The 13,869-nt window shown below is 50.5% G+C and carries 12 protein-coding genes; 9 read left to right on the plus strand and 3 right to left on the minus strand.

Annotated elements, in window-relative coordinates; all coding sequences use genetic code 11:
- Positions 1-1,229, minus strand: a 1,229-nt coding sequence (eno, locus tag A918_RS0117900) for a phosphopyruvate hydratase (protein WP_022712373.1), incomplete at its 3' end; no start/stop codon positions are given.
- Between the two features lie 294 nt (positions 1,230-1,523).
- Positions 1,524-3,602, minus strand: a complete 2,079-nt coding sequence (locus tag A918_RS0117905; RefSeq protein ID WP_022712374.1) for a murein L,D-transpeptidase — start codon at positions 3,600-3,602, stop codon at positions 1,524-1,526.
- A gap of 292 nt (positions 3,603-3,894) precedes the next feature.
- On the opposite strand from A918_RS0117905, the gene A918_RS0117910 reads away from it, so the two are divergent.
- Entirely contained in the window at positions 3,895-5,514 is a 1,620-nt protein-coding gene (locus A918_RS0117910; RefSeq protein ID WP_022712375.1) for a fumarate hydratase, read from the plus strand.
- 96 nt (positions 5,515-5,610) lie between these two features.
- On the opposite strand, the gene A918_RS0117915 is transcribed toward A918_RS0117910, so the two are convergent.
- On the minus strand, positions 5,611-5,979 hold the full coding sequence (locus A918_RS0117915; RefSeq protein WP_028233980.1) for a gamma-butyrobetaine hydroxylase-like domain-containing protein: 369 nt from the start codon (positions 5,977-5,979) through the stop codon (positions 5,611-5,613).
- 157 nt (positions 5,980-6,136) lie between these two features.
- Here A918_RS0117915 and moaA point away from each other — a divergent pair, with 157 nt between their 5' ends.
- The 8 genes from moaA (at position 6,137) to A918_RS0117955 (ending at position 13,718) form a co-directional block, all read left to right on the plus strand.
- Entirely contained in the window at positions 6,137-7,174 is a 1,038-nt protein-coding gene (moaA, locus tag A918_RS0117920) for a GTP 3',8-cyclase MoaA (RefSeq protein WP_022712377.1), read from the plus strand.
- Positions 7,175-7,433: 259 nt separating this feature from the next.
- Entirely contained in the window at positions 7,434-8,366 is a 933-nt protein-coding gene (locus tag A918_RS0117925) for a DMT family transporter (RefSeq protein ID WP_033316248.1), read from the plus strand.
- Between the two features lie 32 nt (positions 8,367-8,398).
- On the plus strand, positions 8,399-9,100 hold the full coding sequence (mobA, locus tag A918_RS21000; protein ID WP_022712379.1) for a molybdenum cofactor guanylyltransferase MobA: 702 nt from the start codon (positions 8,399-8,401) through the stop codon (positions 9,098-9,100).
- Positions 9,097-9,606, plus strand: coding sequence for a molybdopterin-guanine dinucleotide biosynthesis protein B (gene mobB, locus A918_RS0117935; protein ID WP_022712380.1), 510 nt, complete (start codon positions 9,097-9,099; stop codon positions 9,604-9,606). Before mobA ends, mobB begins: the two co-directional genes overlap by 4 nt.
- 323 nt (positions 9,607-9,929) lie before the next feature.
- Positions 9,930-10,739, plus strand: a complete 810-nt coding sequence (locus A918_RS0117940; RefSeq protein WP_022712381.1) for an ABC transporter substrate-binding protein — start codon at positions 9,930-9,932, stop codon at positions 10,737-10,739.
- Between the two features lie 487 nt (positions 10,740-11,226).
- Complete coding sequence (locus tag A918_RS0117945) at positions 11,227-12,051, plus strand: transporter substrate-binding domain-containing protein (protein ID WP_022712382.1); 825 nt, start codon at positions 11,227-11,229, stop codon at positions 12,049-12,051.
- Between the two features lie 102 nt (positions 12,052-12,153).
- Positions 12,154-12,888: an ABC transporter permease gene (locus A918_RS0117950; RefSeq protein ID WP_022712383.1), complete on the plus strand. Its 735-nt coding sequence runs from the start codon at positions 12,154-12,156 to the stop codon at positions 12,886-12,888.
- 14 nt (positions 12,889-12,902) lie between these two features.
- The gene (locus A918_RS0117955; protein ID WP_245257358.1) at positions 12,903-13,718 is read left to right on the plus strand and encodes an ABC transporter permease; all 816 of its coding nucleotides are present in this window, start codon (positions 12,903-12,905) and stop codon (positions 13,716-13,718) included.
- Positions 13,719-13,869 lie beyond the last annotated feature (151 nt).

Consider the following 13,869-nt stretch of genomic DNA (forward strand, 5'->3'; position numbering starts at 1 on the left):
AGCTCTTCTTCAATACGGATCAGCTGGTTGTATTTTGCCAACCGGTCCGAACGCGCCAGCGAGCCGGTTTTGATCTGGCCGCAATTGGTGGCAACAGCGAGATCCGCAATGGTGGAATCTTCTGTTTCGCCTGAGCGGTGCGACATCACAGCGGTGTAGCCGTTCTTATGAGCGGTTTCCACGGCATCCATGGTTTCAGACAGCGTACCGATCTGGTTGACTTTAACCAGAATGGAATTGGCAACGCCCATTTTGATACCATCACGCAGACGTGCGGAATTGGTTACGAACAGATCATCGCCAACGAGCTGGGTTTTCTTGCCTGTCAGATCGGTGAGGGTTTTCCAGCCTGCCCAATCATCTTCCGACATACCGTCTTCAATGCTGATGATCGGATAGTCTGCGGCCAGCTTGGCCAGATATTCAGCCTGCTGTTGTGGTGTACGGGTTACGCCCTCGCCTTCATAGACATAGTTACCGCCTTTGAAGAATTCAGTCGCGGCGCAATCCAGACCGATTGCAATTTCTTCACCTGGTTTGAAACCGGCTTTAGCGATCGATTCCATAACGAAATCAAGCGCTGCTTCCGCGCTCAGCAGGTTAGGAGCGAAACCGCCCTCGTCACCGACATTGGTGTTGTGACCGGCAGCTTTCAAGCGGGATTTCAGTGTATGGAACACTTCCGCACCGTAACGCACAGCTTCACGCAAGCTGGATGCGCCGACCGGCAGAATCATGAATTCCTGAAAATCAATCGGATTGTCCGCATGCGCGCCGCCATTGATGATATTCATCATCGGCACCGGCAGGATATGGGCATTGGCACCGCCAACATAGCGATACAGCGGCTGACCGGAAGCCTGTGCAGCAGCTTTGGCAACCGCGAGGGAAACGCCGAGAATTGCATTGGCGCCGAGGCGGCTTTTGTTTGGCGTACCGTCCAGATCAATCATGGTCTGGTCGATTTCGATCTGATATTCCGCTTCATGACCGGCCAGTGCGTCAAAAATCGCACCATTGACGGCTTCAACGGCCTGTTCAACGCCTTTACCCAGATAACGGGTACCGCCATCACGCAGTTCAACTGCTTCGTGAGCGCCGGTTGATGCACCACTTGGTACAGCCGCACGGCCAAAAGAACCGTCTTCCAGTGTCACGTCAACTTCAACAGTCGGATTGCCGCGGCTGTCGAGAATTTCACGACCGACAATATCGATGATCGCTGTCATTGGGAGTATCCTTCCATAAAGCATGTCCGGCAAAATGACGAAGCGGTTTTGCGTAAAGACAATGCGTAAAACAAACCGGTAGAGCCAACACCGCGCCGCCCTCATCAGCCGAAACGGTATTACAGAAATTTCGCGCTATTGATAACCAATCAGATTGCCGGACGCAAAGGACTTCGGCCAATCAGATGTTAATTTCCGGATTTTCAAACGATATTAAAGTGAAGAGTTTGCGACAGCGGCAAAAATCCCGCCCACAAACCAAAAAGGAGCAGATGAACTGCTCCTTTTTCACATTTACATTGCCGCTACCCGACTCTGTTCCGTTTTCTGGAAAGCCTTTGCCAGACCTTCATCACGCGCATAAACATCGTCATAATAACGGATTTTACCGCTCGCCTCATCTGGCCATGCGGTGAAATAGGTCAGGTAAATCGGCACACCGGACGGCACTTTGATGCCGCGCTCATTCTTGCCGAAATATTTGGTCAGGTTTTCCTCACCGGTACTCATCACGGCAGAAGCCATGGCACGCGGATCGGCCAGACGGATACAGCCATGACTGATCGCCCGCATATCGCGCTTGAACGCTGCTTTTGACGGCGTGTCATGCAGATAGATATCGTGGCTGTTCGGAAACAGAATCTTCAACTCGCCCAGCGCATTATTCGGTCCCGGTTTCTGGCGCACGCCGACATGCGCTTTGCCTTGGGCAACCGCAGACCAGTTGACCGAGGATGAAGCCACGCGCTTGCCACCGGCAATCACCTCATAATTATTGCGATCAAGATAGCCGGAATCAGCCAGAATACGCGGCATCATTTCATTCATTACAATAGAGCGCGGCACGCCCCATGACGGGTTAAACACCACGGTGCTGATTGTGTCATAGAAGAAATGTGTCTGGTTGCGCGGTGAACCGATCACCACATCCATTGCCAGCTGCTCTTTGCCCTGATCGAAATATTGCGCACGATAGGCAGGTTGATTGACGAAAACATAGCGCTGACCGAAATCACGCGGCAGCCAGCGCAGGCGTTCCATCGCATAGAGAATACGCTCGCGTTTGACTGAAGATGTTTCACCCTGCAAAGCAGAGATTGTAGCACTGCCGATCACACCATCCGGCGTTTTACCCATCAGTTTCTGATAATCTTTAACTGCGGCCACCAATTCAGGATCATAAAGTGTCCCGTCCTTGTGACGATCAAACATCTCCTGATAGCTATTCAGATAACCGGCTGGTGCTTTTTGTACGATCAGCGCCAGAATTTTAGGCAGTTCCGCATTGTCCTGCCCCGGTTTAATCAGCGTATCCGCGGCAATGCGCACAGTGTTTTTTGTTTCCGGCTTCATCGAAGCCAGCTGCGCTTTCAGCTTCTGATAATAGCTGTTTTGCGGATTGAAACTGCTAAGCACTTCTGCCGGATCAGATGCATCTTCCAGAGTTTTCAGCACCAGTTCCGGCTTGATACGATTGCGCGGCAAATCATGGAAACCACTCAGACGATTGGCGATCACCCGCCCCTCACCGGCATCCAACGCATAGCGCAATGCCCGTGCAGTCAGATTGATTTCAAACGCCGCCATTTCACGAATACGCTGATCTTTTTGCGCAGCGTCAAAGGTCAGATCAGGCACTTTCACTGCATATTCAGCAGGAACCAGCCCTTCTTCTTCTGCCCGTTCAAACAGCGCCAGCACATCTTCAGCGCGGGAAGAAACATTCAGACCATCAGACCATAGCAATGCCTGCTCGGTTGCATAGAAGGACACAATTGCCTCTGCAACAGACTGCTCAGCCTTAACATCCGTGGCTTTCATCGCATCCAGAACAGCAGTTACCAAAGCTGTGTCCGTTTGCGCTGCGGTCTTTTTGGCAACCGGATTAATCAAGCCACCGGCATGCTGCGGCAGAGTACTGATAAAATCCGCAGCTTCAGCATAAAGGGCAGACGGCAACAAACCACCCTCATCCTCAGAAATGGCTGCGGTCAGTTGCATATCAACAGTGGTGAAATCTACCTTTACCAGCTTTTCAGGCTTGTAATCGTAAATCTGCGGCCCTTTGACCGCAACAGTCTTAACAGGCGCAGTTGCGGTTTTGGCAGGCTGCGCGGCACCGGCAGGCTTGGCAGTGCGTGCTGCGCCTGCGGCTTGCGGCACCTGCTGAACAGGCTGCTGCATCTGCTGGCGCTGCATTTCACGCGCCTCACGCTTCTCACGGAACAAATCCATCAGATTGCTGGCTGCATTGGCAGACTGCACCGGAGCCAGCACAGAAATGCCGGTAACAGCGGTGATAGCCGTTGTAAAAAATGCATTGCGCATGGAAGAACTTACGATCAGGGGAAAGGATTTCAGCGAAAGTGTCATATCTGTCCGTCAGTTCTCGAGCAAAACAAGCTATGCAGGCAGTGGACGGCGAAAGGATCCGGCACCGCAATGATTCATTCCCAATAGTGTGTGCCATTGTGATTTAGAAACTTTTAACAATAAATATAATTTTAGCGGACAAAGCCCCTTCTCCCGTCAAAACTTAGAAAAAGATCAATCTGCCGCAGTGGCAATAGCGGCCACAAGCGTTAAAAGCCCGTCATCTGATAACTTACGTCTGACCGGCTGCCTGCTGAAACCTCAGCGGCAAAACCGGCGAACAAGGTGATATATGGCTGAGCAAGTAAATACCGGAATGTTTCCGCTTGGTGAGGACACAACCCCCTATCGCAAACTGACATCTGATTATGTCTCGGTCGATACATTCAAAGGTCAGGAAATCCTGACTGTTGAACAGGAAGGCCTGCGTCTGCTGGCCGAAGCTGCTTTTGCCGACATCAACCATCTGCTGCGTCCGAGTCATCTGCAGCAGCTCAGCAATATTATGGAAGATCCGGAAGCAACCGATAATGACCGTTTTGTTGCCTATGATCTTTTGAAGAATGCCAATATTGCCGCTGGCGGCGTGCTGCCGATGTGTCAGGATACCGGCACCGCGATCATTATGGGTAAAAAAGGCCGTCGCGTCTGGACTGAAGGCGGCGATGAAAGCGCGCTGGGTTCCGGTGTGATGGATGCCTATTTCAAAAAGAACCTGCGCTATTCCCAGCTGGCACCGCTGGAAATGTTCAAAGAGCAGAACACCAAGAACAACCTGCCTGCCCAGATCGACATTTATCAGGAAGGCGAAGACGCCTATAAATTCCTGTTTGTCGCCAAAGGCGGCGGTTCCGCCAATAAGACATTCCTGTTTCAGGGCACACCATCCCTGCTGACCCATGACCGCATGATCGAGTTTCTCAAAGAGAAAATCCTGACACTCGGCACATCAGCCTGCCCGCCTTACCATCTGGCGATTGTGGTCGGCGGCACCTCGGCAGAACAGAATCTCAAGACTGTTAAACTCGCATCCACCCGTTATCTCGATAGCCTGCCGACCAAAGGCTCCGAAGACGGTCATGCCTTCCGCGATCTGGAAATGGAACAGGAAATCCATAAACTCACCCAGTCTCTGGGCGTGGGTGCCCAGTTCGGCGGCAAATATTTCTGCCATGATGTCCGCGTTATCCGTCTGCCACGCCACGGCGCATCGCTGCCGATTGGTCTGGGCGTTTCCTGCTCGGCCGACCGACAGGCAAAAGGTAAGATCACCAAAGACGGTATTTTCCTTGAGCAGCTGGAAACCAATCCGGCGAAATATATGCCTGACATTGATGAAGCCAAGCTCTCTGACAGCGTGGTGAAAATCGACCTCAACCAGCCAATGGAAGAGATTCTCAAGACCCTGTCGCAGCATCCGGTTAAAACCCGCCTGTCGCTGACCGGCTCCATCATCGTTGCACGTGATCTGGCACATGCGAAAATCCGCGAGCGTCTGGAAAACGGCGACAGCATGCCGGATTATTTCAAAAATCATCCGATTTATTATGCAGGCCCTGCCAAGACCCCAACCGGTTACGCTTCAGGCTCATTCGGCCCGACAACCGCTGGTCGTATGGATTCCTACGTAGATCAGTTCCAGTCTTTCGGCGGCTCCATGGTCATGCTGGCCAAAGGCAACCGCTCCCGTCAGGTGCGTGATGCCTGCGCCAAACACGGCGGCTTCTATCTCGGCTCCATCGGCGGTCCGGCTGCACGTCTGGCTCAGGACTGCATCAAGAAAGTCGAAGTGGTCGAATATCCAGAACTCGGTATGGAAGCCATCTGGCGTATTGAAGTTGAAGATTTCCCTGCCTTCATCGTCATTGACGACAAGGGCAATGACTTCTTCAAAGAACTCAATCTTTCATAAAACCAAAAAGAAAGCCGGAGGAAACTCCGGCTTTCTTGCTTTTAGAATTACGCAGTTTCGAACGAAAAACCGGCGACCACTTTTTCTGAAACTGCTTTAATGAAACTTCGGTTCGCGGCTGAGATTTTTCTCTTTCAGCTCATCGAGATAGCCCTGCCAGCGGGTTTCATATTCCTCACCGAGCTGATGCAGATAAATCCATGTGAACAGGCCGGTATCATGCATATCATCGAAAGTGATGCGCACCGCATAATTGCCGACCGGATCAATCTTCATAATACCAACATTGATCTTACCCGGCACAGTCACGCGCTGCTCGGGCGAATGTCCCTGCACTTCCGCTGACGGCGACAAGACACGCAGCATCTCCGCCGGAAATGAATAATTATGTCCGTTATTGAATGTCACAGACAGGGTTTTGCGGTCTTGGGAAACCCGTAACTCTTCCGGCCAGATATCGCTCATTGAATGATCCACCATATTCACGTCTGCCTTACGTGGTAATATCAGAAACACTGACGGGCAAGAGCCTGCGTGACATAATGGTACTGGACAGCACCATATGTTGAACTTATCTCTCTTATATAGAAGCGATGACTGAAGAAGCCGATATACAGGTAATATGGACGTAACAGCACTGAATGCCCAAAAAACAACGCCGGTAGCACCTATGATTGACCCGTTCGGACGGGCAATTACCTATTTGCGCGTTTCTGTAACTGACCGCTGTGATTTCCGTTGCACCTATTGCATGGCCGAACATATGACCTTTCTGCCGAAGAAAGATCTGTTATCGCTGGAAGAACTCGACCGCCTTTGTTCAACTTTTATTGATAAGGGTGTGCGCAAAATCCGCCTCACCGGTGGTGAGCCGCTGGTGCGCAAAAATATCATGCGCCTCATCGGCAGTCTGTCGCGCCATATTGAAGCCGGTGCGCTTGATGAGCTGACTTTGACCACCAATGGTTCGCAGCTCTCCCGCTACGCAGAGGAGCTTGCCGCCTGCGGTATCAAACGCATCAATGTCTCGCTCGACACGCTGGATGCGGAAAAGTTCAAGACAATTACCCGCTGGGGTGATCTGACGCAGGTTCTGCGTGGTATTGATGCCGCGCAAAAAGCAGGCATTCATATCAAGCTCAATGCCGTGGCTCTCAAAGGTTTTAACGATCATGAGGTTCCGGACATGCTGCGCTGGGCGCATGGCCGCGGCATGGATATGACACTGATTGAAACCATGCCGATGGGCGAGATTGATCTCGACCGCACTGATCAGTATCTGCCGCTCTCCATGCTGCGTGCTACGCTTGCCCGTCAGTTCACCATGACGGATATTCCCTACCAGACAGGTGGGCCTGCCCGTTATGTGCAGATTTCGGAAACCGGCGGCCGCCTCGGCTTCATCACGCCGATGACTCATAATTTCTGCGAAAGTTGCAACCGCGTGCGCATCACCTGCACCGGCACACTTTATATGTGCCTTGGTCAGGAAGATGCGGCCGACCTGCGTGAACCGTTGCGGGCAAGTGCTGATAATGCGCTGCTGTCTGAAGTGATCGACAATGCAATTTTGCGCAAGCCAAAAGGCCATGACTTCATCATCGACCGGCGGCATAACCGCCCTGCAGTCTCGCGCCACATGAGTGTCACCGGCGGCTAAAGCGTATCAGCGTTAAGTGCACTCATTTAACGCCCGCGACCATGCGATGTGCACATGGCCTAATCCGGATCATAAACCGGCATTATCTTGATTTTTATATCATTATTTTGCTGTGCATGACGCAAACGGGTGACCATGTCGCATAAATACTTGTTATAAGTCCGGCATAAAAGCATTTCCGGCAAAAGTGCGTGAGCCTTTTGCGCAGGACGATGCTCTAAATGAAAAGCTCTTCAGCTTTTCCTGCAGGAATATGACCGTGGCACTTTCAGCTAATATCCGCTCCAGTCTTTATATGATGCTAGGCATGGGTGTTTTCGCCATCGGCGATGCCCTGACCAAATATTCCACGCAGACGCTCAATCTCGGGCAGTTCATGTTTATGCGCGGATTATTATGCATTCTCCTGCTGGCCTTTATCGCCGCGCGACAGGGCGTGCTCAGCCGCTGGCGCGATGCATTGGACAAAGTCACCATCCTGCGCGGCTTTGGTGAAGTCGGCGCGACGACCTTTTATCTGGTGGGGCTCACACATCTGTCCCTCGCATTTGTCTCATCCGTTTATCAGGCAGTGCCGCTGGCGGTAACGCTGGGCGCAGTGCTGTTTCTCGGTGAAAAAGTCGGCTGGCGGCGCTGGTTGTCAATTGGCATCGGCTTTATCGGCGTGCTGATTATCATCCGCCCTGGCGGTGATGCCTCCGGTAATGGTATGAATGCCTATGCCCTGCTGCTGCTTGTTGGTGTTTGCTTTACAGCCATGCGCGATCTCTCTACCCGTCGTATCAATATGCAAATCCCCACCATTCTGATTTCTGCCATGACTTCGATTATGATTACCATTACCGGTTTCATTATCATGCAGACGGATACCGGCTGGGTGCAGCCGACGACGACAGATATTATCCATGTCAGCATTGCTGCTGTGCTGCTCATCATCGGCTATCACTGCATTATCCTTGCCACCCGTGCCGGTGACATGTCCTTTGCGTCGCCGTTTCGTTACACCAGTCTGCTTTGGGCAATCGCGCTGAGCTATATTGTATTCAATCAGATACCGGATCAGAATACGCTGATCGGCTCTGCAATCGTGGTCGCCAGCGGTTGCTATATGCTTTATCGTGAAGCAATTACGGGCTATCGGATGCGCAGGGAGTTGCGGCGGCAAAATGCCGGAAGCAGTATTTCTCCCTGAAATCCGGCTTTTCAATCAAAGGTGCGTCAGTCATGTCTGTCCCGATCATATCTACCGGCAAACAAGTGCTGACAGGTAAAAATGTTTTGGGGCTCATTCTGGCGGGCGGCAGCAGCCAGCGTCTCGGTGGCGGCGACAAATCTCTGCGCCCGCTCGGAGATCATACTATTCTCCATCAGGTATGCGCGCGCCTGAAGCCACAAACTGATCAGATTATTCTCAGCGCCAATAGCGATCCTGCCTTTTTCGCAAGTTTCGGTTTTCCGGTTATCAATGACGGAAAATGGCTCAACAGTGGCCCGCTGGCCGGTATTCTCGCCGGCTGCCATTATGCAACCCAGCTTGGTTGCAGCCATGTGATGAGTGTGGCTGCAGATACACCGTTCTTCCCGCCCGATCTGTTGCACCGGTTTGTGCAAACCTTGGCTGGCACAGCCTCACCCATGGAAGACACAATTATATTTGCACGCTCGGATTTTGGTGCGCATCCGACCTTTGCACTGTGGCCGGCCAGTATTGCTGCCTCATTGGAAAACTGGCTCTCGGAAACCAAAAGACGCAGCATTCGCGTTTTCGCGAATAATCACACTGTTGCCTATGCAGATTTCAGCGAAACTGATAAAATCAGCGGTCTTGATCCGTTTTTTAACATCAACACACAAACGGAACTGGCGCTGGCCAGATCAGCCTGGCAATTGCAGGATATGAGCGGCTGGCAGGAGCGTGAATCATGACTCAGAAAATCTTCGGCATCACCGGATGGAAAAACTCCGGCAAAACCACACTTGCGGAATGTGTGGTGCGCGAACTGACCAAACGCGGCTATAAAATCTCAACAATCAAACATGCCCATCACAGTTTTGACATTGATACAGTGGGAACGGATTCCTATCGCCACCGTCAGGCCGGAGCTGCTGAGGTTGCCATTGTCTCTTTCAATCGCTGGGCATTGATGCATGAATTGCGCGATGCTCAGGAGCCTGCGCTTGAGGAAATTGTCAGCCGTATGGCACCCTGCGACCTGATACTGGTTGAGGGTTACAAGAACGATAAACATCCAAAAATTGAAGTGCGGCGCAAAGACAGCCCGACTCAAATCCCCCTCAATGCAGAGCAATATTCGATCGTGGCTATCGCAACGGATGAGGGTTTGAGAGATCAGAGCGTACCGGTTCTGGATCTGAATAATATTGCTGCCGTCAGCGATTTTGTCGAAAACTACTGCGGATTGAAAAACTGAAACCGGAAAACAGGGTTTGAGAACCGGTGAAAATGATGAAATCAAAATATTAATTTATCAAAACAATATACTGATTTAAAATCATAAATTTAAAAATTAAATTCAAACCCACCCATGAACTGCTGAGCAGTAATTTTCACATTTGCTCACATTGTTTTAAAACGCTTTTTTACCCTTGCCTTTCTCGCAAAAATGGTGGGAATATCCAGCGAACAATTATTACGTCAGAATCCGGTAAAAAATAAACCGATTAGAATAAACCGGCTTTGCAGTTCTGACATTATGATTGCAACTTTTGGATGGGTTAAACGGGTGAAAAGTACATGAAAAATTACAAGAAAATTATCGGAACCGCGCTGTCTGCCATGGTCATGACCGGTGCAGTTTCCCTGACTGCCACAGCAGTACAGGCACAGGAACCTTTGAAGCTGACAATTGCAACTGAAGGTGCCTATCCTCCGTTTAACTTCATCAGCGCTTCCGGCGAGCTGTCCGGTTTTGACGTGGATATCGGCCGTGCGCTCTGCGAAGAAATGAAGGCTGAATGCAAGTTCATCACCATTGAATGGGATGGCGCAATTCCGAGCCTGCAGGCCGGTAAATTTGATGCTTTCATCGCTTCCATGTCCATCACCGATGAGCGTAAGAAGCAGGTTGATTTCAGCAACAAATATTACAACACCCCTCCGGGTCTTGCTGCTCCGAAAGATACTGACATCAAAGGCACAACCAAAGAAGATCTGGCTGGTAAAACCATCGGCGTACAGATCTCCACAACCCATGCCAATTACGCAGAAAAAACCTTCACGGACAGCACCATCAAAGCCTATCCGACTGCGGAAGAATATCGTCTTGATCTGGCCAATGGCCGTCTTGATGCCGCAAGCGATGACAGCGTGACCCTGTCCCAGTGGCTGAAAACCGAAGACGGTGCTTGCTGTAAGATGGTTGGCACATGGGCTCCGGTTCTGGAAATTCATGGTCCGGGCGCAGGCGTAGCCTTCAAAAAAGGCAATCCTGAGCTGATCGCCAAATTCAATGATGCGATTAAAGCTATTCGTGCGAACGGCAAATATAAAGAAATCAACGATAAATACTTTGAATTCGACGCTTATGGCGCGGAAACAGACTAATATCGCCGGGTTTAACAGCTGAAACTCTCTTAAGGCTGCATCCTTGTGATGCAGCTTTTTTATGTTTGCTGCCATTGATCCCGATTTAATGCAAAAACCACATCAACCTATGCATAATCATCTGAAAGCCGTCACCTGCATGTCGTAAATACGAGTGTTTTGCGGGTGCGTGACTGATAGAGAAGAAAGAAATTTTTGAAATCCACAATATTAAATTATCACCATAATATGTTGATTTTTAATATTTTATATCAAGAATACCGTCTGATTACCTGCAGATAAGAGTGATTTAAACCATGTCCAGTGCTTTATTTTTCCGTGTGCGGGCAAAACATGATTTTTGATACTTGCCTTTAACGCCGGAATGATGGGAATATCGCCGTTAACAAATTTTTCTTCGCAAAGAAAATGCGCTAAAAAAACGCCAGCGAAGAGAAGAAAAAACAACAATGCTTCTTACAATGGGACTTATGGGGGTATCAGAAGAATGAATAAAATTACGGGAGCAAACCGTCGTTTCAGCAAAGCTCTGCGCGGGCTGGCAACTGCCGGTGTGGTGACAATCACTGCCGTTGCAGCACTCACCGCATCCGCGCATGCTCAGGAGCAGCTTACACTGAAAGTCGGTTCGGAAGGCGCCTATCCTCCCTACAATTTCGTCAAGGCTGACGGCACGGTTGCAGGCTTTGAAATCGACATCGCCAACGCACTTTGCGAAGAATTAAAAGCCAAATGTCAAATCATTGTGCAGGACTGGGATGGTATGATCCCCGCCCTTCAGTCCGGCAAGCTTGATGTTGTGATCTCCTCCATGTCGATCACTCCGGCCCGTAAAGAACAGGTCGATTTCAGCAATAAATATTACAATCCTGCTGCGGCAATCGCCGTGCCAAAAGATTCTGATATCAAAGGCACAGCAAAAGAAGACCTCGCAGGCAAAACAGTCGGCGTACAGTCCTCAACTGTTCATGCTGTGTTTTCTGAACAAACCTATTCCGACAGCACCATTAACAATTACGGCAGCTCGGATGAAGCGCGTATGGACATGGTTGCCGGTCGTGTTGATGCTGTGAACGACAATATCGTATCGCTGATTGACTGGCTCAAGACACCGGAAGGTGCTTGCTGCAAACTGGTCGGCCCAGTGAAGGCGAATCTTGAAATTCACGGTCCGGGTGTTGGCGTTGCCATCAAAAAAGGTCGTGAAGAACTGGTTGAGAAATTCGACACAGCTATTCTCGCCATCCGTGACAACGGTAAATACAAAGAAATCAACGACAAATATTTTGATTTCGATATTTACGGCGAATAATTCCGAAGAAACCGGTCAGATCCGTCTGGCCGGTATTTTAATAAACTGATCTTGACGGGTGACAAACCGGATTTGCCACCCGTCCTCACAGGGATAGACTAAATGGAAAAATATGCTGTGTTAATTGGCTTTGGTCCGGACGGATGGGGGCTGAGCATAGCATGGGGGCTGTTGACGACCGTTTTGCTGGCGCTTGCCACTTTGCCAATCGGTTTGTTACTCGGTTTCCTTGTGGCTTTAGGAAAGCAATCGGCTGAGCCATCGCTGCGCCTTGCTTCCAATATTTATACAACGATATTCCGCGGACTGCCTGAGCTGCTCACACTGTTTCTGGTGTATTTCGGCGGCTCTCTTGCAGTTCAGAAGGTTTTTGCGCTGATCGGCTTTCAGGGTTCGGTAGAGGTCAATGCCTTTGCCGCCGGTATGATCGCTCTGGGCTTTGTTTTCTCTTCCTATTCCAGTGAAGTGTTCCTGTCCGCGTTTCGCGCCATACCGAAAGGCCAGTATGAAGGCGCTTTCGCCATCGGCCTCACCAATTTTCAGACCATGCGCAAGATTATCTTCCCGCAGCTGATTAAAATTGCTCTGCCGGGTCTCGCCAATCTCTGGATGGTTCTGCTCAAAGATACATCGCTGGTATCAGTTATCAGCCTGACAGATATTCTGCGTCAGACTTCGGTTGCTGCGCGCGTCACCAAAGAACCGTTCCTGTTCTACGGCGTGGCCTGCCTGATCTATCTGGCTCTTGCAATTATCTCTTCTTACTTTATCGCCCGCATTGAAAAATGGGCTGAAGGCAGCCGCAAACAGCCGGCAGCAAGCGTGGTGCGTCAATGACAACAATGAGCAATATGCAAACTGATCGCGTTTTCCGCCCAGCTGAGCCGCCCCGTCCGTGGACAGGTGCACGTATTACCGGCCATATACTGGTTGCTATCTGGCTTGCGCTGTTCGCCGGTCTTGCAATCTATCTGTATAATTCATGGCAGATTGATCTGGTTGAAACCTATGCGCCGCGTTACTGGAACGGTCTGAAAACGACCCTTATTCTGGTCGCGCTGTCGATTGTGCTTGGAGCTTTGCTGTCACTGCCGGTTGCGCTTGCCCGCATGTCGGACAACCGTATTCTGGGCGGCATCGCCTATGCCTATGTATATTTCTTCCGTGGTACACCGCTGCTGGCGCAGATCTTCCTGATCTATTACGGTCTGGGAACCTTCCGCCCGTTTCTGGAAACCATCGGGCTTTGGGGCTTTTTCCGCGAAGCATGGTATTGCGCGGTTCTGGCATTTACGCTGAATACAGCCGCCTATCAGGCTGAAATTCTGCGTGGTGCAATCCTCAGCGTGCCTAAAGGCCAGTGGGAAGGTGCGCATGCGCTCGGCCTGTCTAAATTCCAGACATTCCGTAAAATTATCCTGCCTCAGGCATTGATTGTTGCTCTGCGTCCTTACGGCAATGAAATCATTCTGATGATTAAAGGCTCTGCCATTGTTGCAATCATCACGGTTTATGACCTGATGGGCGAAACCCGCCGCGCCTATTCCCGTACATTTGATTTCCAGACCTATCTGTGGGCGGCAATCATTTATCTGGCGATTGTAGAGGTGCTGCGCAATATCATTGAATGGATTGAGCGCCGGATCACTGTCCACCTTATTCGATAGAGCGTGTCGCGTTTAATCATAGCCACTACGCTCGCTCTATCTTCTTGTTTTTACGCATGTCGTTATCGGAAAACCGGTACCCACTTTTCCGCGACATGCTTTAAAAGATAAGGCATTTGACAAACAAAAAAGCCTGCCTCTGATCCCAGAG

The sequence above is a fragment of the Pseudochrobactrum sp. AO18b genome (assembly GCF_000409565.1).
Taxonomy (GTDB): Bacteria; Pseudomonadota; Alphaproteobacteria; order Rhizobiales; family Rhizobiaceae; genus Pseudochrobactrum; species Pseudochrobactrum saccharolyticum.

Bases quoted from the DNA above. Each gene is read 5' to 3' on its own strand.
- A918_RS0117955 (WP_245257358.1), top strand. From the start codon at position 12,903: ATGCAAACTGATCGCGTTTTCCGCCCAGCTGAGCCGCCCCGTCCGTGG.
- A918_RS0117940 (WP_022712381.1), top strand. From the start codon at position 9,930: ATGAAAAATTACAAGAAAATTATCGGAACCGCGCTGTCTGCCATGGTC.
- A918_RS0117905 (WP_022712374.1), bottom strand. From the start codon at position 3,602: ATGACACTTTCGCTGAAATCCTTTCCCCTGATCGTAAGTTCTTCCATG.
- A918_RS0117950 (WP_022712383.1), top strand. From the start codon at position 12,154: ATGGAAAAATATGCTGTGTTAATTGGCTTTGGTCCGGACGGATGGGGG.
- mobA (WP_022712379.1), top strand. From the start codon at position 8,399: ATGTCTGTCCCGATCATATCTACCGGCAAACAAGTGCTGACAGGTAAA.
- A918_RS0117910 (WP_022712375.1), top strand. From the start codon at position 3,895: ATGGCTGAGCAAGTAAATACCGGAATGTTTCCGCTTGGTGAGGACACA.
- mobB (WP_022712380.1), top strand. From the start codon at position 9,097: ATGACTCAGAAAATCTTCGGCATCACCGGATGGAAAAACTCCGGCAAA.
- A918_RS0117915 (WP_028233980.1), bottom strand. From the start codon at position 5,979: ATGAGCGATATCTGGCCGGAAGAGTTACGGGTTTCCCAAGACCGCAAA.
- moaA (WP_022712377.1), top strand. From the start codon at position 6,137: ATGGACGTAACAGCACTGAATGCCCAAAAAACAACGCCGGTAGCACCT.
- A918_RS0117945 (WP_022712382.1), top strand. From the start codon at position 11,227: ATGAATAAAATTACGGGAGCAAACCGTCGTTTCAGCAAAGCTCTGCGC.